This window comes from Parabacteroides sp. ASF519 (assembly GCF_000364265.2).
Lineage (GTDB): Bacteria > Bacteroidota > Bacteroidia > Bacteroidales > Tannerellaceae > Parabacteroides > Parabacteroides goldsteinii.
Map to the genome: position 1 here is coordinate 1920058 of NZ_AQFV02000006.1, position 22798 is coordinate 1942855.

Annotated in this window: 17 protein-coding genes; 7 read left to right on the forward strand and 10 right to left on the reverse strand. The window is 42.0% G+C overall.

The annotated features are described in order from the left end of the window. Positions 1–9: 9 nt before the first annotated feature. From C825_RS07440 to C825_RS07475, 8 genes are all read right to left on the reverse strand, one after another. A complete protein-coding gene (locus C825_RS07440; RefSeq protein WP_010802011.1) occupies positions 10–3009 on the reverse strand; it encodes a tetratricopeptide repeat protein in 3000 nt (999 codons plus the stop codon). 490 nt (positions 3010–3499) lie between these two features. Further along, a complete protein-coding gene (locus tag C825_RS07445; protein ID WP_007654819.1) occupies positions 3500–3841 on the reverse strand; it encodes a hypothetical protein in 342 nt (113 codons plus the stop codon). A 96-nt stretch (positions 3842–3937) separates the two neighbouring features. Continuing rightward, complete coding sequence (locus C825_RS07450; RefSeq protein WP_007654818.1) at positions 3938–5659, reverse strand: SusD/RagB family nutrient-binding outer membrane lipoprotein; 1722 nt, start codon at positions 5657–5659, stop codon at positions 3938–3940. A 37-nt stretch (positions 5660–5696) separates the two neighbouring features. Beyond that, positions 5697–9137: a SusC/RagA family TonB-linked outer membrane protein gene (locus C825_RS07455; protein WP_007654817.1), complete on the reverse strand. Its 3441-nt coding sequence runs from the start codon at positions 9135–9137 to the stop codon at positions 5697–5699. A 679-nt stretch (positions 9138–9816) separates the two neighbouring features. Then, positions 9817–10395: a hypothetical protein gene (locus tag C825_RS07460; RefSeq protein WP_007654816.1), complete on the reverse strand. Its 579-nt coding sequence runs from the start codon at positions 10393–10395 to the stop codon at positions 9817–9819. Further along, the gene (locus C825_RS07465; protein ID WP_007654815.1) at positions 10376–11731 is read right to left on the reverse strand and encodes an ATP-binding protein; all 1356 of its coding nucleotides are present in this window, start codon (positions 11729–11731) and stop codon (positions 10376–10378) included. Before C825_RS07465 ends, C825_RS07460 begins: the two co-directional genes overlap by 20 nt. A gap of 274 nt (positions 11732–12005) precedes the next feature. Continuing rightward, positions 12006–12524: an NUDIX domain-containing protein gene (locus tag C825_RS07470; protein ID WP_010802012.1), complete on the reverse strand. Its 519-nt coding sequence runs from the start codon at positions 12522–12524 to the stop codon at positions 12006–12008. Positions 12525–12607: 83 nt separating this feature from the next. Beyond that, on the reverse strand, positions 12608–13573 hold the full coding sequence (locus C825_RS07475; protein ID WP_007654811.1) for an ROK family protein: 966 nt from the start codon (positions 13571–13573) through the stop codon (positions 12608–12610). Positions 13574–13821: 248 nt separating this feature from the next. On the opposite strand from C825_RS07475, the gene C825_RS07480 reads away from it, so the two are divergent. Further along, positions 13822–14295, forward strand: coding sequence for a GyrI-like domain-containing protein (locus tag C825_RS07480; RefSeq protein ID WP_010802013.1), 474 nt, complete (start codon positions 13822–13824; stop codon positions 14293–14295). A 28-nt stretch (positions 14296–14323) separates the two neighbouring features. Here C825_RS07480 and C825_RS07485 read toward each other — a convergent pair whose 3' ends face one another. Both C825_RS07485 and C825_RS07490 read right to left on the reverse strand, forming a co-directional pair. Further along, the gene (locus tag C825_RS07485; RefSeq protein ID WP_010802014.1) at positions 14324–14701 is read right to left on the reverse strand and encodes a VOC family protein; all 378 of its coding nucleotides are present in this window, start codon (positions 14699–14701) and stop codon (positions 14324–14326) included. An 18-nt stretch (positions 14702–14719) separates the two neighbouring features. After that, on the reverse strand, positions 14720–15442 hold the full coding sequence (locus tag C825_RS07490; protein ID WP_010802015.1) for an MBL fold metallo-hydrolase: 723 nt from the start codon (positions 15440–15442) through the stop codon (positions 14720–14722). A 617-nt stretch (positions 15443–16059) separates the two neighbouring features. Between C825_RS07490 and C825_RS07495 the strand changes: the two genes are divergently transcribed. From C825_RS07495 to C825_RS07520, 6 genes are all read left to right on the forward strand, one after another. Continuing rightward, complete coding sequence (locus C825_RS07495; protein ID WP_044214882.1) at positions 16060–16749, forward strand: ABC transporter ATP-binding protein; 690 nt, start codon at positions 16060–16062, stop codon at positions 16747–16749. Further along, positions 16736–18001 (forward strand): ABC transporter permease, encoded by a 1266-nt coding sequence (locus C825_RS07500; protein WP_010802016.1) that lies wholly within the window; start codon positions 16736–16738, stop codon positions 17999–18001. Before C825_RS07495 ends, C825_RS07500 begins: the two co-directional genes overlap by 14 nt. A gap of 12 nt (positions 18002–18013) precedes the next feature. Next, entirely contained in the window at positions 18014–19279 is a 1266-nt protein-coding gene (locus C825_RS07505) for an ABC transporter permease (protein ID WP_007654795.1), read from the forward strand. A 45-nt stretch (positions 19280–19324) separates the two neighbouring features. Next, positions 19325–20443, forward strand: a complete 1119-nt coding sequence (locus C825_RS07510) for an efflux RND transporter periplasmic adaptor subunit (protein WP_007654793.1) — start codon at positions 19325–19327, stop codon at positions 20441–20443. 22 nt (positions 20444–20465) lie between these two features. Continuing rightward, positions 20466–21818, forward strand: coding sequence for a TolC family protein (locus C825_RS07515; RefSeq protein ID WP_010802017.1), 1353 nt, complete (start codon positions 20466–20468; stop codon positions 21816–21818). Positions 21819–22167: 349 nt separating this feature from the next. Then, positions 22168–22746 (forward strand): RNA polymerase sigma-70 factor, encoded by a 579-nt coding sequence (locus C825_RS07520; RefSeq protein ID WP_010802018.1) that lies wholly within the window; start codon positions 22168–22170, stop codon positions 22744–22746. The last annotated feature ends 52 nt before the right edge of the window (positions 22747–22798 follow it).

Genomic DNA, 22798 nt, shown 5'->3' on the forward strand with positions numbered 1-22798 from the left:
TGTATTCTATTATTGCTTTAGTTTACCTAATCTGTCCTCAATCATAGCGGCGATTTCGTCATCACCCTTATAGTTGTTCTTCAGGTTGTTCAGATAAGCACGTGCCTGAAGGTCGTCTCCCTGGCGGATATAAATATCGGCCCAAAGGATGAAACCGCGTGCCAGCCAGTACTGGTGAGGCGTGCCGTTCTTGGCGAAGTCTTCCAGGATCTTTTCCGCATTCTTATCGTCGTTGGTATCGTAGAAGTACTGGGCCAGCAGGTATTTAGCTTCGGCACCGTGTACCGTACGGGTGTCTTTGCTGAGAATTGTCAGGTCTTCGACGGCTTTAGCCGGCTGTTTGTGGTCGATGTAGGCTTTAGCACGGATATAACGGGCTTCGGCTTCCACTTCGGGTGACAGTTTCGGATCTTTCAGCAATTCGTTGGCTGCCAGTTGAGCTTCCTCCTGTTGTCCGGTCTGTAAAGCACAACGCATGATGCCTAAACGGGCAGCTTGCTTGTTCTCCGGATTTTCGGCTATGATCTGTAAGCGCTTGAAGCTTTCCAGCGCAGCAGGGAAGTCCTGAGTGAGGTATTGCATTTCTGCCGTGCGGGCCACCGATTCTTCAAGGAATTTGGTATCTCCGCTCTCGATAACCGATTTGAAACGCTGAAGTGCTTCGTCGTATTCTTTCTTGCTAAAGGCGATGCTTCCCAGATAATAGTTCGCATTCGAGCTGAAAGCGCCTTCGGGGAAGGTCTGCAAATAGTTGATCAGGCTGCGGCGTGCTTCTTCGTTGTTGCCACGGTTGAAGAGTTTCTCGGCGGCAATATAGGTAAGCGAATCCTGTTCGCCGACTTCCAGACGGATATTTCCACCCAGTGAGTTGACGTAGTTGGCATACGAATTGATGTCGTTCAGGTCGATGTAAACCGACTTTAAGTCTTGTAAAGCCACTCTGGCTTCTTCGCTACCCGGATAATTGCTGATCACTTGCTTATAGGCTGTAGCCGCTTTTTCGGGTTGGTTGTCGTTGAAGTAAAGCAATCCTAACTGGATGCCGGCTTTACGGGCAAGGCTGCTTTGCGGGAATTGCTGTATCAATGTCTCGAATGCCTGTGCAGCTTGTGAACTGTTTTCAAGCAATACATAGGTACGTCCTTTTTCGAACAACGCATCGTCCACATATTGTGATTCCGGATAATCGCGGAGCAGGCGGTCCATTGCGCTGATCTTCCCCCGGTAATCTTTCTGCAAGCCCAGCAGGAAGCCTTTCTGGTAAACGGAATAGTCGCCGGAAGACGGTTGCAATTGGGCGGCATGTGTATAGTTTTCTTCAGCCTGTGCAAACTGGCGGTTCTGGTACAGGCAGTCGCCGATACGGTTGTAAGCATCTGCCAATGCCGGTGCCTGCTGGTTGTTTTCCAGATTGATATACTGGCGGAAACGGTTTTGTGCCTCTCCGTATTCTTTGAGTTTGAAATAACAATATCCCAGGTTATAATGGGCCAATGCGTACATATCTGTATTCCGCTGGCGGGTGTTGTTCAGATAAGTACGGTAGTCTGAAATAGCTTGGCGATAATCTCCTTTGCGATAATAGGATTCGCCGCGCCAGAAATAAGCGTCATTGCGCGATTCCATATTATAAGAACCAAGGTTGATAGCTTTTGAGAACAGGTCGACCGCTTCATCCAGCTTCATGTTGGTGAAAGCCTGTGTTCCCAGCTGGAACAGAATGTCCTGTTTGGCTTCCAGTATCTTGGTGCTCGGATGATTGATCTTATTGATAGAGTTGAGGGCTGCCTGGTAGTTCTTGGTTGTCAGGTAGACTTCCACCAGGTAGTCGTTTACTTTGTCGGCATATTGAGAGTTCGGGAAATCATTCAGGAAATCTTCGAAGATCGTAACAGATTCGCCGAATCCGGTAAAGGCAGTTTCATGGATCAGCAGCGCATAATTGAACATGGCTACTTCCTGAATCTGTTTGTCGAATGAAGAGGTTGCCGCAGCCTCGAAAGCCATACGGGCATTGTTCTTGTCTTTCAGTTTCAGGTAAGACTGCCCGAGATAGAGGTAGGCATTCTGCGAGAGTGCGTCGTTTTCGCGTACTGTCTGCGACAAGGCGTTTACGGCACTGCTGTAATTCCCTTTATTGAAATAGCAAACACCCAGAATGTACAAATCTCCTCTTAACGGGCTGTCGGTCGACGATACATATTTGCTCAACATGTTGGTCGCCTTGTCCTGGTTGCCCAAATGGTAATAGGAATTACCCAGGATACGGTACACTTCGCTGTTATTCTTGCTGTTCGGATAGGAGGAGAGAAGTTCTTCCCCTTCGCTCACTACCTTTTCATATTTATTCTGTATGAAATAGATCTGTGTAATATAGTACAAGGATTGCTCGCGGTAATCCGGCATCTCTTTCAGGCGGCTGAACTCTACCAACGCGTTATTGTATTTGCCGGTTGCATAATCGATATAGGCCACATAATAGGTGGACGCTTCACGGTACTTGGTACCGATTTGCTGTATCCGCGAAAAATATCCGCGTGCCTTATCCATCTCGCCGGTCTGCAATAATGAATAGGCCAGCCGGAAGCTGTAAGCCTCCTGTTGCTCCGGACTGAGCATGTCTATATCCGATTCGTTGAACCAGAAAATAGCTTTCTGGTATTCCCCGCGTTCGAAATGAATGGAACCGATCAGGAAATTCACTTCATCGCTATGGCGTGAAGCCGGATAATCTTCCAGATAATCTTTCAATAGTTCGTCGGCATTAGGACGTCCCTGTTCATAAGCTGCATATACGATCATATAGTCAGCTTCCTGGATCAGGTCGGCATCTTTTGCATGCTGTTTATAAGCTTCCAGCTTATCGATACAACCCGGATAGTTCTTTAAACTAAACAATTCTTTACCTTCTATGAACAAACGGTCCGGTGCCTCAAACTGGTACGACCGTTGCCCGCTAGCCACATGACTTCCTACCACCAGGCACAGTGGAATAAGTATTCTTTTCATCGCTCCTTCGCTTTAATATACAGATAATAAACAGTCTCTGTTAGTTCTAAGTTGCAAACTTACATAAAAAACACCGATTTATATGCTTGCTTGCTAAAAAAGGGGAATATCCCTACACTCCTTATAACAGCACCTGAAAAAAACGTGTTAAAATCGCGTTAACATAAACCGTCCTTGAAGGCCCCTTTTGTTAAAGTTTTACCTCCATTTTAACACCAATCCCAGGGAGTGGAGTTTAAGTGGAGGTTAAGTGGAGCTTCACTGGAGCTAATACGGAGGTAAAACGGCGATTTTTGTGTTAAAATCGATAAGGATATTTGTGTATATTTAACTGGTTTCCCGTGAACACATTTTTGGCTGAAGGGGGCGTTTTGCGCTTGGTGGGTGGGAGGGATCATAAAAATAAAACCGCCGCGAATCACTTCGGGGCGGTTTCGGTTTCCACATTTACCATCAATTATGTTTTATATAATTATAGTGGAAAATATCGTTATTTCTTGATGAATTGTATTCGGATGTAGCAGTTGTATATATGACCGCTGCTTTCTACTTGAATGGGTAGATCGTAATAACCGGTTTGTTTATTCTTAAAATAAAGAATTTCTATTTCTGTGTCAGAAATAGTTATGCTTTGTGTGTAACCATTTACGATATTAGGTGTTACAAATGAGCTATAAATAGGCAGAACATTATTATTATTGAATTGATAATATAGACTCTGTGTCGGATCTTGTTGGATAACATCAATACAAGCTCCTTCATAGATATATTGTGCTTCTGTTTGTATTCCTATTATTAGGATAAGGGAAAGAATAAAAACAATTCTTCTCATAATTAACTGTATTTAAAGTGTTAATAAAGTTTTTATAAGAGGGTGGCGTGTCAAAGTGAAGTGACACACCACCTTTTTTATTAATGTACTAGTTGTTTATCTAACCATCTTATAATAAGTCTTCTTAGCCCAGAAGAGGTTGGTGTAATAACCACTTGGCTCTTCATAGTTTTTAGCGATAGCAGCTTGGCAGTTTTCGCTGTTGTAAGTCAACTCATTGTTCGGATAAGGCAAACGGTTAGGCGGTGTCGGATAATTTGATATCTGATTGTCTGTTGCAAATTCAACAACTGGATAACCTGTACGGCGTACTACATTCCATGCTTCCAACTTGTTTATGAAACCGAAGTTCAGCCATAACTGTGTACAGATAGCTTCCTGTGTCGGTTTCCAGATGCTTTCGGCATAGGCTGCAATCGCATCGTTTGTCGGCCTTACCAATGGACGGAATCCTCTGTAGCTATCGTTACCATCTTTATGAAGCGAGCTGTTTTCCTTCAAGTTCCAATAGTATTCGGTAGACTGTTTCACTCCTTCAATGAAATTTGCTTTCGCTTTGTTGGCATCGGTTCCTACGCCATATCCCATCAAATAGGCTTCTGCTTTGCTGAAACTTACTTCGGCTGCACTCAGCCATAGACCGAAAAAGTTTTCATTACCCTGGTATTCGGCCCAACCGGCAGCTGCGATTGTGTCGATTTCGCAGAAATAGTTGGCTTGAGGCATGCCTCTTTGTACATATTCTTTCCGTTTTTCGTCTGTTAAAGTTGTGATTTCAGCTTCAGTCATCATAACATCATAAGCGATGTATTGACCGTCAGGATTACAATCGTACATAACTTCCAGACGAGGGTCAGTGTTTTCATCAGGAATGCCGTTTGCCGGCAAGTTCATAGCATCCAGAATAGTTTGTGAACAAGCTGCCATACCGCTTGAACGAAGTGCCTGCGAGAAGCTTTTACCGAAATTGAAATCATCCTTTTGTGTATTAGCTGTTACACCCATGTTTTCTGTATTGTTGTCAATCAATGGGTATTGGCTCGGATTGTTCAGAATTTCAGCAATGGCTGCATGGGCTTCTGCTGTGCAATCGCCGGCAGTAGACAAATGAAGCGCAATACGCAGACGGAGCGAGTTGACATATTTTTGCCATAATGTAGCATCGCCGGCCGCGATTGTGTAGTCTTGACGGCTTAATGAGGTAAGACCGACTGTATTTACATTGCCACTGGCAAAATAGTCTCCAACTTCTTTTAGGTCGACAAGGATCTGCTTGTAAAGTGCTACATCGTCATCGTAAACGCATTTTTCTTTGGCAGCATTGTAGTCACCATCTTTCCAAAGTGTACCGGCGCCATTGTAAGGAACATCGCCGAATATGGACAGCATTTCATGCAATTGCGATTGTACCAGCGTACGGCCCAGATAATAGAATATAATGTTTGAGGGTTTTTCTGTTTCGGAAAGATTTTCATAGTTGTATTCCAACAAGCGCTGCTGGGTTAACATATCGTAAAAGTCTTTCCAACGGTCATCGTAACGTCCTTCACCGGAACCCATATAGCGGGCACGCGAATTGGTTGTACCGATAACTCCAGAGAACAGACCGGAGGTAGTTGATTGTATCCAATGACGATAATAAATTGGGTTCATCCAAGTATTCCCTTTAAACATTACACCGGTAAATACTTGAGGTACACCTACTGTTGCTGTTTGAGAAGGATCTGCATACTTATCGTCATACGCTGAATCGGCGCATGAAGAGGCAAGCGATACTAGTGCGATTCCTCCTGCTAACAATGAAAATATCTTTTTCATAAATTCTTCTTTTTAATCTGATTTAATAAAATGTAAATTAGAAGTTTGCACGAACAGAGAAACCGAATGTACGTGCACTGGCTGTTGAACCGCCTAATTGTGCCTGATAGATCCAGTTAGTACCGTCTGTCGCTTCCGAATCGAACAATTTTAATGTACGATATACATAGAATGGGTTGCGTACGAAAGCAGAGACTGTCAGGTTATTGCAAGCGAACTTCTTGGTCAAGTCTTTCGGCAGTGTATAGCCCAAACTGATTTCACGACATTTGATGTAGCTGTTCTTTTGGATAGCATCTTGATAAGTTTTGGTTGCACTGGTACCCCAACCATATTGGGAGATGTATGCTTCCATCTGGGTTACAACGATGTCGTTCGGAGTACCGTCTTCTTTTACACCTGGTAAGATCAGACCGTTGTCCCAAACGTAATGGCCGTTAATCATTGTTTCGCCGCGTTTGTAGTTGCTTATTTCGCTCGGGTTAACCACATGGATGGCACTTTTGTTGTCCATATTTTCAGCGTCGCTGTAATAGAACAAACCTCCTGTTGTATGGTCGCGAACCCCAACGGCGTCGGTAATATTACCTGCACACATCATGTATTGCCAAGGAGTGTTCAGTACATCGCCACCGAAACGGAAATCGAAAGCCATATCCAAAGTAAAGTTCTTATAGCTTAAGCTTGTACCGAAACCTCCGGTAACTTTCGGCATGGCGTTACCTACTTTGTGGCGTTCAGATGTGTCTGTTATGTACAGACCGTTGCTGCCAACGATATAGTTACCGTTTTCGTCTGTTTTCCAAGTATAGGTGTACCAGTCACCCATAGATTCGCCTACGTGTGATTCAAGAACAGCGGCTCCACCATCAACATCTGAGTGATTTAATACATCCAGACCGTCAGCCAGTTTATTTACTGTATTTTTGTTCCAAGCAACATTGGCACGCAAATCCCACTTCCAGTCTTTGTTTTCAATTGGAGTACCGTAAACGCTAAATTCAACACCCTTGTTGCTCAACTCACCTACGTTCATCAACATGCTTTGGGCACCCATAGATGCGGCACTGGTTGTTTGAAGAATTTGGTCTTTAATAGTATTGCTATAGAAGTTGAATTCCATACCTAAGCGGTTTCCAAAGAATTTGTTTTCCAAACCGATTTCAAATTCATACTTGGTTTCCGGTTTGATACTTTCATTGCCGATTTTCTTGTCAATGTAATTATAGCTATAAGTAGATCCTCTCAGTAACGATTCTTGTTTGAATGCCAAAACGGCGCGGTAAAGTTCAGGGGCATTACCTACAATACCGTAAGAAGCACGTACTTTACCATAGTTCCACCAAGTTGGCATTTGATCTTTAAATAACTCGGTATAGAGTATACTGGCACTAGCAGAAGGATACCAGAATGAGTTATTGCCTTTCTTCAAAGTAGAAGTCTTTTCCTGACGGATAGAACCTTCTAAGAATCCCCAGTCGTTGTAGCCGTAGCTGGCAGTCAGAAAAGCTCCTGTTTTAAGTAAATCTTCTCTGCTCATACTTGCATTCTTTGTTCCGACAGAGGCGTTCAAGTGGAACCAGTTTTCTTGTGTCAGACCTTGGCTGGTGCTAACATCCGATTTGTAATAAGATTCCTGGCGAGCTGTCCAACCCAGGTTGGCTGTTACATTATGAAGCTCATTGAATGTTCTATCGAACATCAACATCACATCGCTATAAACAATCTGGTAGCGGCTGTTATTCAATCCATAAGAGTCGCTATACTGACCGTTGGTAGAGAATACATGTGCGTTGTCTGCACGGTTTTTGTTTTCAATTTTGTCAACAGTCAAGTCGGCAGCTACACGACCGTTCAATGTTAATCCGGGGATGATTTCCCAAGTCGGGTTGACTGCACCAATGAAACGCTGGTGTTCTTCCAGCTGCTCTTTACCCATGATGTTCCAGAAATATTCACTTATTAATGAGGTAGAACCCATTGGGGTGTAAAGGAACTGTTCATCTGGCGTCAATGTATCGCTTGTTCCGCCATTACCGACATAGGTGCTGTTTTGGTAACCGAGACTTGTCACTGTATGGTCGCGCATGTAAGCCACATCGGTAAAACCTCCGAACATACCACTGAAGTTATTGGTCAATCGGCTGATACGATACGGGCGGTTCTTGATAAACTGGTTCTGATATGTAGCCGTATAATTCAACTTGATGGTATTGGTTACATTGAATGTTCCGTTCAGGTTGAAATTATGCTTATGGTTGTTAGAGTTGAGCTGCATAGCCTTCACGTCGTTGTAGGTGTAGGAGAAACGTACGTTGTTTTTCTCGGAACTGTTGGTCAACGACAGGTTGTAAGTTTGGTTTACACCGGTACGGAAGATATCTGCCCATTGGTTGTGGTCAATCGGTGCGAATGCACGCTGTGTACCGTCAAAGTAAGTAACCATTTTGCTGGGATCGTATTTAGCACCCCACGAATAAAAAGTTTCACGGTTAGGTGTAACAATGGTATTGCCGTTGCGATCTACACGTGTTTGGCGGAAACCTGTTAAAGCTTCCATGCTGCTGTTTCCTAATTGCGAGTTGTCGTAACCCGGTCCATATTCCTTTTGTATTTCAGGCATATAAGCGACTTTGTCGAAACTTACGTTTGCACTGAAGTCAATCTGTGTACCAGAACCGGCTTTGGCTTTTTTGGTAGTAATCATCACAACACCGTTGGCTGCTTCCGATCCGTATAGGGCAGAAGCGGCAGCTCCTTTTAGGATAGAGATATTCTCAATATCTTCGGGGTTGATATCTACCATACCGTTGGAGTTGATACGTTGGTTACCCCAGTAGCCATCGTTGTTTGTATTACTGTTATGTACAGGAACACCGTCCATAATAATCAGCGGCTGAGTGTTACCTGTAATAGAAGAAAGACCACGAACGGAGATAGAAACAGCAGATGTACCGCCTCCAGGTGCCGCCTGAATACGTACACCGGTAGCCTTACCATAAAGTCCGGTTGCGATGTTTGAACCGCCAGTTCTGGTTAATTCTTCAGATGATACATTACTTACGGCATAACCTAATTTCTTGGCATCTTTCTTGATACCCAAAGCTGTTACGACTACTTCGTCCAGCTTCTGAGTGTCTTCTGCTAGTTTAATGTTTAATGAAGACTGGCCTGTGTAGGTGACTTCCTGAGTAGCATATCCGATAAAAGAAATCTGGATAATGTCTCCGTTTTTTACTCCTTCCAGGTTGAATTTACCATCCATATCGGTAATACTACCGTGGGTGGTTCCTTTGATCACTACTGACGCTCCGGCAACAGGTCCGAAATCATCTTCTACAACACCGTTTACTTTACCACTTTGTTGGGTAATAGCGGTTTCTTGCTTTTCTGGCGCTGAATTAGCATATACACTTGTAGGAAGTGTTATTGCTCCTGCGACAAGAATTAAGCTGACAGGTTTGAAGTGTTTCAACATAATTAATGAGTTTATTGATAATAATACTAGTGTTAGTGGAGTTACTTTAGATTTGACGTTTATTGATGTTTTTGATCTTAGTTCTAAAAGAACTATGTTGAAACAAGAATAAAAAGACTATAATTATCAATAGCATCGCCATGGTTAAGTAGAGTTAAAAAACTTTTTTTATAAGATTGTTTTTTCAAGTGTTCTATATGTTGCTTTTTGTTCTATTAATAAATATTGCTTAAATAATCTAGGGGATATTACATAAAACCAACTAGTTTATGATTCTATTAAAATATACAATATGAGTGTAATCAAAGGGTGAAGTTTACGTTAAAGTATAGAGGGCATTTATATATACCTTGTTATTGTAAATGTTAAAAATAAAGCATAATCCTTCTTTTGTTGACGTAAAATAACAGTATGTAATAAATTATTAATACATTTGTGCCGAATATTTAGTATGGAGTTCTTTTAGGACTATGATGTTTTTTTATGATTGTATATTCTCTTTTTATAAAAAATAACAAAATGGCTATGTCAGAATATGCTATTCTGTCATCCCGGATCTGATGCGGGATCTCGCTCTACACTAAGATGTATAAACACAGATATAAGGATTGATACCGAACGACTCAAAGAATAACGTCCATTTCTTCTTCCCGTTTATGTCGATAATCTTTTCACAAAGTTACACGTCCAGAAAGTATTGGTCTTTAACTTTAGCAGAATTAATACCTTTGATGATTATGTTTTTGCTTCTTAGTTTTGTCAGTTTAGATTGTGTCAAACTAAAATTTTTAAAAGGCGTATTATTCTGTTTAGGTAATGAAAATATCAAATAAACCAGGTGTCTATTTCCAATCACGCCTTTGTCTTTGTAGTATTTATATGTGTTCCGAACTTGGTTTATAGCCTTATTTGAATTTTTTACCGCATTTTTAAATTCGCAATATTTTAATTCCAGAAACATAATCCATGAAGAGTCTTTTGCTTGTGACGGAAAAACTACACACTCACATTGTGACAGGGACTTTCCTTCTACATCTGTGAAGCTCGATTTATCAAAAATTATGGTCCCAATATTTAATAATTGGTCATTCTGTAAAAAGAACGATTCGATATCAGCCGGTTTTTTTGTATGTATTTCAACCGACCTTTTAACAGATTCTTCCTTCGTTTGATGAGAATAATCGGATATATATATGCTTTGTTCGAAGTTCCTTATCTCATGTTCAGGAAACTCTTCTTTAATCTTCGTTGTTATCATCTCCGTAATAATTCAGCATCTTGTAAAAATCATCCATTACCTCTTTCATATTGCAGTCAAAATAATTGTCGCCTATCAAACCATCTTCTTGTTGAATCGTAGTATTTAATTCTCCATTTAGTCCTTTCAAATAACCATCTTTTATTTCCCACACGGATACTTGTTCCGGATTAATCCATGAATTATGGCAATCAATCTCGTTCCGTGTATCATCCGGTATTCGATCTTTTACTAAATATCCCATCATGCAATTATTTAATGCATATAGAATATAAGGACTATGGGTCGTAAGGGTCAGGCAATCATTTTCTCTTGTCGAAATTAATTTGACCAGTTCATAAAGCAAGTCTCTTTGCGCCAGAGGGAATAAATTCAATTCGGGTTCCTCGATATAAAGGTTTATCGATTGAGTTTTGAACGTATGGTTAATGACAGATTCGAATATTTTCTTCTTTTCTTGAGATTCAAACAGCCGTATTTCTTTTGCATCTGTTTTGACTATGATCTTATTGTCTTCTATTTCGACAACAGGATCTTTCTCACCCGTGTCGATGATGATGGATTTAGTTCCTCCTTCTGATGGAAAATCAAGGTTCTTCAGTTCGAAATATTCTTCGTAAATCTTTTGGATCACTTTACTTTTGGATTGCTCGTCTACAACACTGCTTTGCTTGTCTATCTCCTTCAAATGAGTAATCAGATAGTGGGTTAATACCAGCAATGGGATCAAAGACTGTAATCCGCTGGAAGTATTTGTCAGATCCAACGACTTGGCATCATTAACAGTTACGATGTCCCTGCCTGTCGTATCGTCGAAATAATACTTCATATTCAAATTTATGACATTGAGAGGATTTTCTTTCCGGTAGTTCTTGCGGGAATCATCCCAATCTATCATGAAATTAAGGATATTCGTATTCTTGAAACGAACCTCAAACCAGTTGTTTATGACCGAAACGATATTTCTTTCTCCCGGAATATAAGCTATCTTCGAACGGTGATATCCACACCTGTTTTTCCATGTAATTCGGGGAGCCTCTTTAAAGTCATAAGTCAGCACGAGCGTGTCTGTTTCGTATTGGATATAACTCTCTTCCGATGTATATCCGATTAGTTTATGAAATTCGATTAATCGCTCGTTGAAAAAGGAGGAAGACAAAAAAGGATCAATAGTATGGGATAAACAGCATTTTTTCTCCATCCACATGCAAAAAGAAGTTATTTTACAAATAGTGCTCTTGCCGGAGCTTTGGGGACCCATGATCATGTTCACTTTCTTCAACTCCATTGAAGCTTCTTTTATGGCTCCTATATTTTTTATTGTTAGATTTTTCATTTATCCCAGGCTTTAATTCTTTATTTGCAAAGATATATGTATTTTCGCATAAAACTTAGTCATTAGATGACAAAATCAGTCAACGAATGCTGCTAATCTTTATATGTTTTCCGGATTATCACCTCGATAATGATAGAATATCATAGGGATGACATTTCCTAAAAGCTATAGGTTTCGGGGATAAAATAATAGACTTTAGACGTTGGAAACTATTATCTTTGAGGTTAAAGATATTGTCTTGGGCGTCAAATGAAGATGTCGCCTTGTTGGATTCTTACCTTTTTTTGTAAAGTCTAATAGCCTTCTTTATCGACATCAACCCGAACTCTTCCGCTTTCAACTCTTCCTTTTTCACGATAACGATTTCGGCTGCATCGTCTTCTGCGTGGACACCTGTGAAATCCTTTACATGGCATTCAAAGAACATATCTACCGTGTGCACTTCGAAACCGCAATACATATATAAATTAGGAATGGAAAAAAGATAACGGCATTCGGTAATATCCAGTCCCGTTTCTTCTTTTACTTCGCGGTGTGCCGCATCTTCTGCTGATTCGAACATATCGACGAATCCGCCCGGCAGGTCGAGCGTCCCTTTGGCTGGTTCTTTAGCCCGGCGCACCAGTAGAATCTCTCCGGCGGTATTTCGGATGAAACAGGCTACTGCCGAAGAAGGATTGAAATAGTATACGAAACCGCACGTTGTACACTGTTTCGCTTTTTCATTACGTTCGATGAAAGTGTTGGCTCCACATTTGGGGCAATAGATAAATTGATGCAAAGGATGGTTCATGTCTCTGATAATTAAGTGATATATAAAAAAGAAGGGCGACCTCAGGCCGCCCTTGATCCGGGGCAGAACCCCAGTGAATACGATTACTCTTTCACTTCCCAACCCAAAGCGCTGGCTCCCAATACGGCAGCATCGCTTTCTTTCAATTGAGAGAAAAGAAGTTTTGTTTTACCTTCGTAAACCTTCAGCATGTTCTTGTCCATAGAACGTTTGATCGGATTCATGATCAGATCGCCTGCCTTGGTAAGACCACCGAACAGGATAATGGCTTCCGGGCTTGAGAATGCAACGGCATCAGCAAAAGCTTCACCCAGGATATTTCCTGTAAATTCGAAGATTTCAAGTGCCAGTTTATCATTCTTCATGGCTGCATCGAATACATCTTTTGAAGTGATTTCATCCGGATCCAGATCGCGCAACAGACTTTCGTCTTTGCGGATTTCGAGGTATTCACGGGCTGTACGTGCTACACCGGTAGCGGATGCATATGTTTCAAGGCATCCCTGACGACCGCAACCGCAAGGACGGCCATTGTTACGACGCATAATCACGTGTCCCAACTCACCGGCAAAACCGTCATGTCCGTAAACCAGATTACCTCCGATAACGATACCGCTACCTACACCTGTTCCCAAAGTGATAACGATAAAGTCTTTCATACCACGTGCTGCTCCGTAAGTCATTTCACCGATTGCAGCAGCATTGGCGTCGTTAGTCAATGCAACGGGAATACCGCCGATTTGTTCGCTGATCAACTGTGCCAAAGGTATTTTACCTTTCCATGGAAGGTTCGGGGCAAATTCGATACAACCGTTGAAGAAGTTGCCGTTAGGAGCTCCTACGCCGACACCTTTGATTTTGTCCGGACCTCCGGCCTGGTCGATTACTGATAAAAGACCTTGTCCCAGTTCCGCAACATATTCTTCTATATCAGTATATTTACCAGTTTTGATTGATCCACTGTACAAGATTGTTCCTCTTGCATCTACTACGCCGAAAACAGTATTGGTACCACCTATATCAATACCTACTACATAAGGCTTCTCCATGATTTTATATTTATGATTAATAATGAGTCTTTCTGGATAGCAAATATAAGAGGAATATGCTTAGCTGCAATGATTTTATTAAAAAAAATGCTGAATAGTATCAGTTTTCAAATGTGACAATAAATGTAACTTTACTTAATAACCGGATCAAAATACGTCATTTTCAACTTTTTTCTTTCCGGTGACAACCGTTCTTTAGGTGTTTTTTTTATATTTGGTAGATTCTTAACCCATTAATGAATAACACTATGCCACAGGTTTCAGACATACGGCTTATGGTCCGGGCGGAACAACCTGTTTTATCGACCCGTACGAAAGTCAGTTACAAGGATTTAGAGTGGACGTTTGCCCGAAAACGTCAGGATGCACTGGCCCTTCTCCGGAAAACAGGGGAATATATGACGGATGTGCCTTTTATCATTTACTACGATTATCTGAATATGGATATATATGACCTGGATGTGGAAATTTGTTTCCCTGTGTCCTGCCTGATGGAAGGAGACGAAAACGTCCGGTCACGCGTAATACCGCAATCCAAAGTCGTGCATTGTTTATTTAAAGGCGATTACGAAGAAATTAATTATTTATATGGCGAGATGACTTTCTGGATGATGCAGAAAGGATACGAGCCGGAAGGTACGGCCTATGAATTTTATTACCGGCGGAAAGAGGAACCTTTCGATGACGGGTTAACCAAAATTGTATTGCCGGTGAAGAGCTGATACAATTTTGGTTAAGGTATTACCTTTTTTATTTAGCCGGTAGTATTTCGATCCAGTAATCGTCCGGGTCGTTAATGAAATACAATCCCATGGCGGTATTTTCGTAACATACGCAATCCATTTCCTTATGGAATTTGCGTACTTCATCGTAATCGCCGGCTGCACGGAAACAGAGATGGCTTTCGTTATCTCCCAGTTCGTACGGCTCGTTACGGTCTTTCAGCCAGGTCAGTTCCAGCAGGAAGCCTGTCTGGTCGTCTGTCAGGTAAACGAGAACGAAAGAGCCGTCGGCTGCTTCCTTGCGGTGATGTTCCTTCAGACCCAGCGCTTTGTTATAGAAAGCAATGCTTCTTTCGAGGTCGAGGACGTTGATGTTGAAATGATCAAATCTACTTTTGATTTCCATACTTGTTTTCTTTATAAATTAAAAATCAGTGCTTTCTCCGGGATAGGACAACAGGATATAACGGCATCCCTTCGATTCGGCATAAGGGCCGAATGCTACTACTTCGGCGGGACGCTCCCAAAAGTGCATAGGGACTAAAACGTCAGTCTTTATCCGGTCGACAAACTGTTCCGCTCCCCGCATAAAATCAGTTCCGATACGCGGATCGACCGGAAACATGGCGAGATGCAGATGTCCGGTTGCCTGAGCCAGTATATCCAGTTCCCGCAAATAATCGCCTTCGGCTTTAGCCACTTCCTGTGGTGTCGATTCGTCTTTCCAGTGCCAGTTATTCAGGTCGCCGGCATGAAACAGCAGTTTGCCTTCCGCTTCTATCAGGAAAGAAATGCCTACATCAGTCGAACCGAATGCCCGGATACGGATATTTTCATCTTCAAAAACGTCCCCTTTCTTAAGGTAAACAGCATCTTCGGCTGTCGCCCGGTGGCGTTTCAGAATATCTTTGGAGAAAATATATTTGATATCCGACTTAATCTCTTTCCATTTCAGGACGTCCGGGTTGAAATGATCCGGATGGAAATGGGAGGATAATATATATAATGTACCCGCGCGTCGGAGCAGTTCATCGTGGACAAATCCCGTATCCGGTGTTTTCCCCGTATCTTTAAAATAATCGATCAGGATAGTATATCCTTCTGTTTCGATCGCAAAGCCACTGTGATAAATATATGTAAGTCTCATACTGTATTCTTTTATTTTCATGTAAATAAAACATGATACGGTGTGATTAAGTTGTTTTTGGCGATACAAATATACAAAAGGATGAATGAAACAGATAATAGTTACCGTACGAATGTAAATAATATAGGATACTGGTTTTGGTTTTCTGCCGAACAAACTGATTGTCGATAGCTGTCAGTAATGTTGTTGATAGCTATCGGTAATTTTGTTAATAACTATAAGTAATATTGCTGATAGCTGTCGACAATAACTTACATAACTGTATAAAATTGATAACATATTGTGGGTTAGTCTTGTAGGTAGTGTAAGTATAGTTTGCAAATGTAATATTGTTTTTGGTTATTCCCTGCTATTTTATTTGATGAATTTATAAATAAAATGAATGGGGCAATGCAGTATATTTCGTAGTTGTCGATTTATTTAGTAAGCATTCCTTGATTATTTGTGTTTATCTGATAACAAAACGATAGTTAATATCTTGTAAAAATTAGTACCTTGTGATACAAGGTATCTTATATAAATATATATTTGTTGCGTCAGAGGGTAAAAAAGTTTCTTAAATGTGTAACATTTTTTACAAAGTGTACGTCTAATAAAGAAAAGTAATGACAAATATGATGATTCAGCTGAAAGGAATTAACAAAACGTATTTCAATGGTGCTCCGCTGCATGTCTTGAAAGGCATAGACCTGGAGATCGAAAAAGGTGAGATGGTTTCCATTATGGGGGCATCCGGTTCGGGGAAATCGACGCTATTGAACATACTAGGAATTTTGGATACTTACGATACTGGTACCTATCATTTAAACGGACAATTGATTCAGAACCTCAGCGAAAGCCGTGCAGCTGAACTTCGTAACCAGATGATCGGTTTCATTTTCCAGTCATTTAATCTGATCTCTTTCAAGAATGCGGTGGAGAATGTCGCCTTGCCACTCTATTATCAGGGTATAAACCGTAAGAAACGAAATGCGATGGCAATGGAATATCTGGATATGGTCGGACTGAAAGACTGGGCGGAACATATGCCTAACGAAATGTCGGGTGGACAGAAACAACGTGTAGCCATTGCCCGTGCCCTGATTGCTAAACCGCAGGTGATTCTGGCTGATGAGCCGACCGGTGCACTCGACAGTAAAACGACGGTCGAAGTAATGGAACTTCTGCGTAATGTAAATAAAGAAGGTATGACTATGATTATCGTGACTCACGAGCAATCCGTAGCCAATGTGACCGAAAAGATTATCCGTGTAAAGGATGGTTTGATAGAAAACATCGAAAAAGGAGAAGGATATGTTCGACTTTGATAATTTCCGGGAAATATGGAGTACGATTCAAAAGAATAAGCTCCGTACGTTCCTTACCGGCTTTTCCGTAGCATGGGGGATCTTCATGCTGATCGTTTTGCTGGGAGCTGGCAACGGACTGAAGAATGGTATCATGCACAACTTTGACCGTTGGGCGGGGAACCGTGTGGAGACATGGCCTCGTTATGCCAGCAAACCCTATAAAGGGATGCAGACCAACCGACGGATCGAATATAAAGATGATGACTTGGTGGCCTTGAGACAGCAGAATCCCGAAGTGAACCTGGTATCAGGTGTCCTTTACCAAAGCGATACGCTTTCGTATAAAGAAGAATATAACTCTTATTCTTTACAGGGGGTACATCCGGATAAAGCTATCATCGACAAGATTAAAATGACGGTTGGTAACGGACGTTTTATTAATGAAGTAGATATACTTCAGAAAAGAAAAGTGATAGTTATAAGTCCCCGTATAAAAGAAGTGCTTTTCCGTTCGGAGGATCCGTTAGGAAAATATGTGAATGCTGGCGATGTTCCTTATCAGGTGGTTGGAGTTTATACGGATGAGGACAACAATAATAATGCTCCGGCTTATATTCCTTTCTCTACGGCACAGCAACTTTACCGCTCCGGTTATGGGTTGGATAATATTATTTTCTCCCTGGATGGTATTAATACCAAAGAGGAATACGAAGCATTTGAGAAACGTTTCCGTCAGCAGATGGGGAAACGGCATATGTTTGATCCGGAAGATCTGCGGGCAATCGGTATGTGGAGCACGATTGAAGATTTTGCCATGTTTAACGGGATGTTGAATGGTATAGCTCTGTTTATCTGGATAATTGGTATCGGAACTTTGGCCGCAGGTATTGTGGGAGTCAGTAATATCATGTTGATTACTGTTCGGGAACGAACCCGCGAGTTTGGTATCCGTAAAGCGATTGGAGCAACTCCTTTTTCCATACTGAAACTGATCATCGTAGAGTCTATCCTGATAACGGCCGTCTTCGGTTATGTCGGCATGATTGCCGGAGTTGGACTGACAGAAGGCATTAACTTCATTATGGAAAATGCCAAGATGGGACAAGCCTCTTCCAGCGATGATATGAGTACCTTTTTGAATCCTACGGTCGACCTGACCGTAGCTTTGATGTCAACGTTGCTTATTGTTGCTGCAGGAGTGCTGGCCGGTTATTTTCCGGCTCGTAAAGCAGTGAAAATTACGGATATCGAAGCCATGAGAAACGAATAAATACAGATAGATATGTTCGATATAGACCGTTGGGTAGAGATATGGGTGACTATCACCCGCAACAAGACCAGAAGCCTCTTGACCGGGTTCGGGGTGTTTTGGGGAATCCTGATGCTTGTTATCCTGTTAGGGTCGGGTACCGGCTTCAAGAACGGAGTATGGAAGAATGTGAATGGTTTCGCTACTAATTCAGCTTTTTTCTTTTCCGAACGTACCGGCGAGCCTTATAAAGGCTACAAGAAAGGACGTTACTGGCAGATGCGTAACCGTGACCTGGAAACAATCCGTAACCGTGTGAAAGGTGTGCGTTATTTGTCGCCGATGGCTATGTCATGGGGCGGACAAAATAATGTGGTGAGAGGACAGAAAGCCGGTACTTATAATGTGCGCGGTGTACATTCCGAATATTTTAATATAGAAACGCAGCACGTACTGGAAGGGCGTTTACTGAATGAGGTAGACGTAAAAGAAAAACGTAAGGTTTGCCTGATCGGTAGTATTGTGCGCGAAGTGTTGTTCACTCCCGGTGAAGATCCGATCGGAGAGTATATCCGTGTAAATGGCATTTACTATCAGGTCGTGGGCGTTGTGAAACCTAAGCCACGTGTACAGATCGGAGGACGTACGGAGGAAAGTATCATGTTGCCTTTTACTACCTTACAGCAGGTGGCCAACCAAGGGGATAAGTTCTGGTTCCTGTGTGCAACCGCCGATGACGGTTATTCATGCGACAGGATGGTGGAAGATATAACGGATGTTTTGAAATCACAAAATGAAATATCGCCTACCGACCCGCAAGCCGTCAGCAGTTTTACGATTGCCAAGCAATTCGATAGTTTTGAAACACTATTTACCGGGATCAATATTCTGGTATGGTTGGTTGGAATGGGTACTTTGCTGGCTGGGATCATTGGGGTCAGTAACATTATGATGGTGACGGTAAAAGAACGTACCCGCGAGATTGGTGTACGCCGTGCAATCGGGGCTAAGCCGTTCGATATTATATCCCAGATCATGAGTGAGAGTTTGTTGCTTACGGCTTTGGCCGGACTGATGGGGTTAAGTTGCGGAGTTTTTCTGTTGGATGTAGCTAATAATTTATTGGCAAGCAGCGGATCGGCAGATTCTCAGGGCACTTTCTTCAGTAATCCGGAAATACATATCGGAGCCGCCGTAGCCGCAACCGTTGTTTTACTTATCAGCGGACTTATGGCTGGATTGATTCCGGCCTGGCGAGCCATGCAGATTAAGGCTATTGATGCTATCAGAGAAGAATAAGGGGAATTGAATATTATAAATTGGAAATTGAAAATTAAGATAGTTATGAAGAATCGTATCGTTAAGAAAATCCTGCGAATCATCTTTTTAGTATTGGTGGGAGCCGCCGTGGTCGGCACTTTCTACTTCTTGTGGAAAAAAGCACAACCTGTCATCACCATGTATGAAGTGGTAACTCCCAAACGCGACTCGGTAGAGACAAAGACTGTGGCGACAGGAAAGGTAGAACCGCGTGATGAGGTACTTATCAAACCGCAGATGTCCGGTATCATCTCCGAATTGCTGAAGGAAGCCGGTCAGATGGTGAAGGAAGGCGAGATCATTGCAAAGATTAAGGTAATCCCTGAAATGGTTCAGCTGAACAGTGCTGAATCGCGTGTCCGTGTGGCGAAGATCAGTCTGGAGCAGATAGAAGCTACCTACAAACGGGATGAAGATCTGCACAAGCAAGGAGTCATATCTAAAGAGGACTATGAAACCTCACTGGCTAATTATAAGAAAGCACAGGAAGAAGCAGAAAATGCACAGGATGCATTGGAGATTATCCGTGAAGGTATTTCACGTAAATCGGCATCGTCTAGTACGACACAGGTTCGTTCTACCATTACCGGTATGATTCTGGATGTTCCTATTAAAGTCGGAAACTCGGTGATCCAGTCGAATACATTCAATGACGGTACGACAATTGCTTCCGTAGCCGATATGAACAATATGATCTTCAGGGGAAAAGTGGATGAAACAGAAGTAGGACGTATCCATGAAGGCATGCCTATCAAACTGACAGTCGGTGCTTTGGATAGCCGTACGTTTGATGCCACCCTGGAATATGTAGCTCCGAAAGGAGTGGAAGAAAACGGTGCCGTCCTGTTCGAGATCAAAGCGGCCGTTCAGATGCCGGAAGATGCCTTTATCCGTGCCGGTTACAGTGCCAATGCCGAGATCGTGCTGAAACGTGCGACCGATGTCCTGACCGTTCCTGAAAGTTGTGTTGAATTCAGCGGAGACTCTACTTTCGTACAGATTGTAAAACAGGAAAAGCCGGAACAATTATTTGAGAAACGTGCTGTTACGGTCGGTTTGTCTGACGGTATCAAGATCGAAGTGAAAGAAGGTTTGTCTGAAGGTGACAAGATTCGTGGTGGTATTGTAGCTGCTAATAAGTAATAGAAATAAAAACGAATAAGCGATGAAACAAATCATATCATCCGTAGCGCTGGCCTCATTCCTTTTCTGTCTGCCCGCCGGGGCACAGGAAGCGGCAAAGCAATGGTCGTTGGAGGAATGTATCCGGTACGCTATCGAGAACAATATAGATCTGAAACAAAAGGAATTGGAACAGAAAAGCCGCGAAGTGGACTTACACACCAGTAAATATAGTTGGTTGCCCAGTGTGAATGCCAGTGTGGGGGAAAACTTTGGTTTCGGCCGCTCCGAATCGAAAGATGGTTTGATCGTAGACCGTAACTCGGCCAATACGACAGCCGGTATTCAATTGAGCATGCCTATCTTCGACGGTTTGAAAATACCGAACGATATTGCTGCCCGCAAGCTGGACCTGAAAGCATCTATCGAGACTTTGAATAAGGCAAAGGAGGACTTGTCTATTAATGTGGCTTCTTACTATCTGCAAGTTCTTTATAATAAGGAAATGTTGAAGATTGCCCAATTGCAGGTAGACCTGAGCTCTGAGCAGGTGACAAAAACCGAGGCACTCTATAATGCCGGTAAAATCCCTGTTTCCCAGTTATACGATATGAAAGCCCAATTGGCAAAAGATGAAGTCACATTGACAGAATCGCAGAACAATGTGAAACTGGCTTTACTGGATCTGGCACAAAGTCTGGAACTGGAACGTGCCGGTGAAAACTTCGATGTGCTGGAACCGGAAAACGGTGATGCCATTGAACGTTACATGAGCAGTATCATTCCTCCTGACCAGGTCTATGATCATGCCGTGACATTCAAACCGCAGATCAAGGAACAGCAGTATCTGCTGGAGAGCCAGAAGAAAGCGCTCCGTATAGCCCAGGCGGGATATTATCCGAAACTGAATTTAAGTGCCGGTTACAGTACCGGTTACTATCATAACTTCGGTGACGGCGATTATAATAACGCTCCGTTCAGTGATCAGTTGAAGAATAACGGACAGAAATCAATCGGTTTAAGTCTGAGTATTCCGATCTTCAACCGTTTCCAGGTACGTAACAGCGTCCGTACCGCCCGTCTCTCCATAACTAACCGTGAGTTAATGATGGAGAACAGCAAAAAATCACTTTATAAGGAGATCCAACAGGCTTATTATACTGCGACGGCAGCACAGGAGAAATACATCTCTTCCGATAAATCAGTCGATGCAAGCAAGGTCGCTTTCTCATATGCTGAAGAACGGTATGGTGCAGGAAAAAGTACAGTATTTGAGTATAGCGAAGCAAAGACGAAGTATGCGCAGAGTCTGGCTGAACAGACACAGGCAAAGTACAACTTTATCTTCCGTACCAAGATCCTTGATTTCTATAATGGAACACCAATCACTTTATAGTAATATCGACAATAAGATTAAATCCTATTTTTTAACATAATTGATTAGACACACCAAGGAGGAAGGAAGTTTCCGTGAGGAAACTTCCTTCCGTTTTTGTAAATACACATCAAAGTGAGTGAATAAATATTATATTTGTCGCAGAAAAGGGATATGAAACCTCTAAAAATACATAGTTCATGAAGAACTATGATGTTTTTTCGAATTTTTAATAATCAGAAGTAATATGAATGATAATGTTTTAATTTTTCGCAAAACGCAAACGTATTGATTCTTATAGATATTAAAATTGAAAAGACATAGTTCTTCATGAACTAATATAGATGAAAAAGCGACAAGGAGATGTATTATGAATATAAGCCGTATAAATGAAGATATAATAGAACAAATCAGAAAAGGTTCGGAAAAGGCTTTTTCTGATTTGTTCAGTACTTATTATAGCTACTTGAATGCCGTTGCTTTATGTTACCTGGTCGATAAAGAGGCAGGTGCAGAAATTGTAAATGATGTTTTTATTAATATCTGGAATAGGCGGGATACCTTATCGTATCCGATTCATTATTATTTAGTACGTTCTGTTCAGAACGGGTGTCTCAATTACATTCGGGCACAAAGGAGTCAGCAAAATGTTTTGGATGAACACAAAGAACAAATGTTGGCTTTTCAGGAAAATTATATCCAATCGACTCCGGTTCCATTACAATATGTAGAAATGCGCCAGACGGAAGAAGAGATACGTTTAGCGGTAAATCAATTACCTTCAAAGTGCAGGATTGTTTTTGAAGAGTATTTCTATGCCGGCAAAACTGTGGATGTAATTGCCGATAATATGGGTTTGACTGTTAGTACAGTACGAGTTCAGTTGAAGAATGCGACTGATCGTTTGAAGCAAACTCTTAAACATCTGCTTCTTTTCTTTATCTGTTGAAATCTGTTTACTCCAGCCTTTTTTATTCCTCTTCCCGGAAAAGGATCTTTCA

What these genes read in the sequence shown, in the direction of transcription:
- C825_RS07440 (WP_010802011.1), bottom strand. Translation starts at nt 3,009, where the DNA reads ATGAAAAGAATACTTATTCCACTGTGCCTGGTGGTAGGAAGTCATGTG.
- C825_RS07445 (WP_007654819.1), bottom strand. Translation starts at nt 3,841, where the DNA reads ATGAGAAGAATTGTTTTTATTCTTTCCCTTATCCTAATAATAGGAATA.
- C825_RS07450 (WP_007654818.1), bottom strand. Translation starts at nt 5,659, where the DNA reads ATGAAAAAGATATTTTCATTGTTAGCAGGAGGAATCGCACTAGTATCG.
- C825_RS07455 (WP_007654817.1), bottom strand. Translation starts at nt 9,137, where the DNA reads ATGTTGAAACACTTCAAACCTGTCAGCTTAATTCTTGTCGCAGGAGCA.
- C825_RS07460 (WP_007654816.1), bottom strand. Translation starts at nt 10,395, where the DNA reads ATGATAACAACGAAGATTAAAGAAGAGTTTCCTGAACATGAGATAAGG.
- C825_RS07465 (WP_007654815.1), bottom strand. Translation starts at nt 11,731, where the DNA reads ATGAAAAATCTAACAATAAAAAATATAGGAGCCATAAAAGAAGCTTCA.
- C825_RS07470 (WP_010802012.1), bottom strand. Translation starts at nt 12,524, where the DNA reads ATGAACCATCCTTTGCATCAATTTATCTATTGCCCCAAATGTGGAGCC.
- C825_RS07475 (WP_007654811.1), bottom strand. Translation starts at nt 13,573, where the DNA reads ATGGAGAAGCCTTATGTAGTAGGTATTGATATAGGTGGTACCAATACT.
- C825_RS07480 (WP_010802013.1), top strand. Translation starts at nt 13,822, where the DNA reads ATGCCACAGGTTTCAGACATACGGCTTATGGTCCGGGCGGAACAACCT.
- C825_RS07485 (WP_010802014.1), bottom strand. Translation starts at nt 14,701, where the DNA reads ATGGAAATCAAAAGTAGATTTGATCATTTCAACATCAACGTCCTCGAC.
- C825_RS07490 (WP_010802015.1), bottom strand. Translation starts at nt 15,442, where the DNA reads ATGAGACTTACATATATTTATCACAGTGGCTTTGCGATCGAAACAGAA.
- C825_RS07495 (WP_044214882.1), top strand. Translation starts at nt 16,060, where the DNA reads ATGATTCAGCTGAAAGGAATTAACAAAACGTATTTCAATGGTGCTCCG.
- C825_RS07500 (WP_010802016.1), top strand. Translation starts at nt 16,736, where the DNA reads ATGTTCGACTTTGATAATTTCCGGGAAATATGGAGTACGATTCAAAAG.
- C825_RS07505 (WP_007654795.1), top strand. Translation starts at nt 18,014, where the DNA reads ATGTTCGATATAGACCGTTGGGTAGAGATATGGGTGACTATCACCCGC.
- C825_RS07510 (WP_007654793.1), top strand. Translation starts at nt 19,325, where the DNA reads ATGAAGAATCGTATCGTTAAGAAAATCCTGCGAATCATCTTTTTAGTA.
- C825_RS07515 (WP_010802017.1), top strand. Translation starts at nt 20,466, where the DNA reads ATGAAACAAATCATATCATCCGTAGCGCTGGCCTCATTCCTTTTCTGT.
- C825_RS07520 (WP_010802018.1), top strand. Translation starts at nt 22,168, where the DNA reads ATGAATATAAGCCGTATAAATGAAGATATAATAGAACAAATCAGAAAA.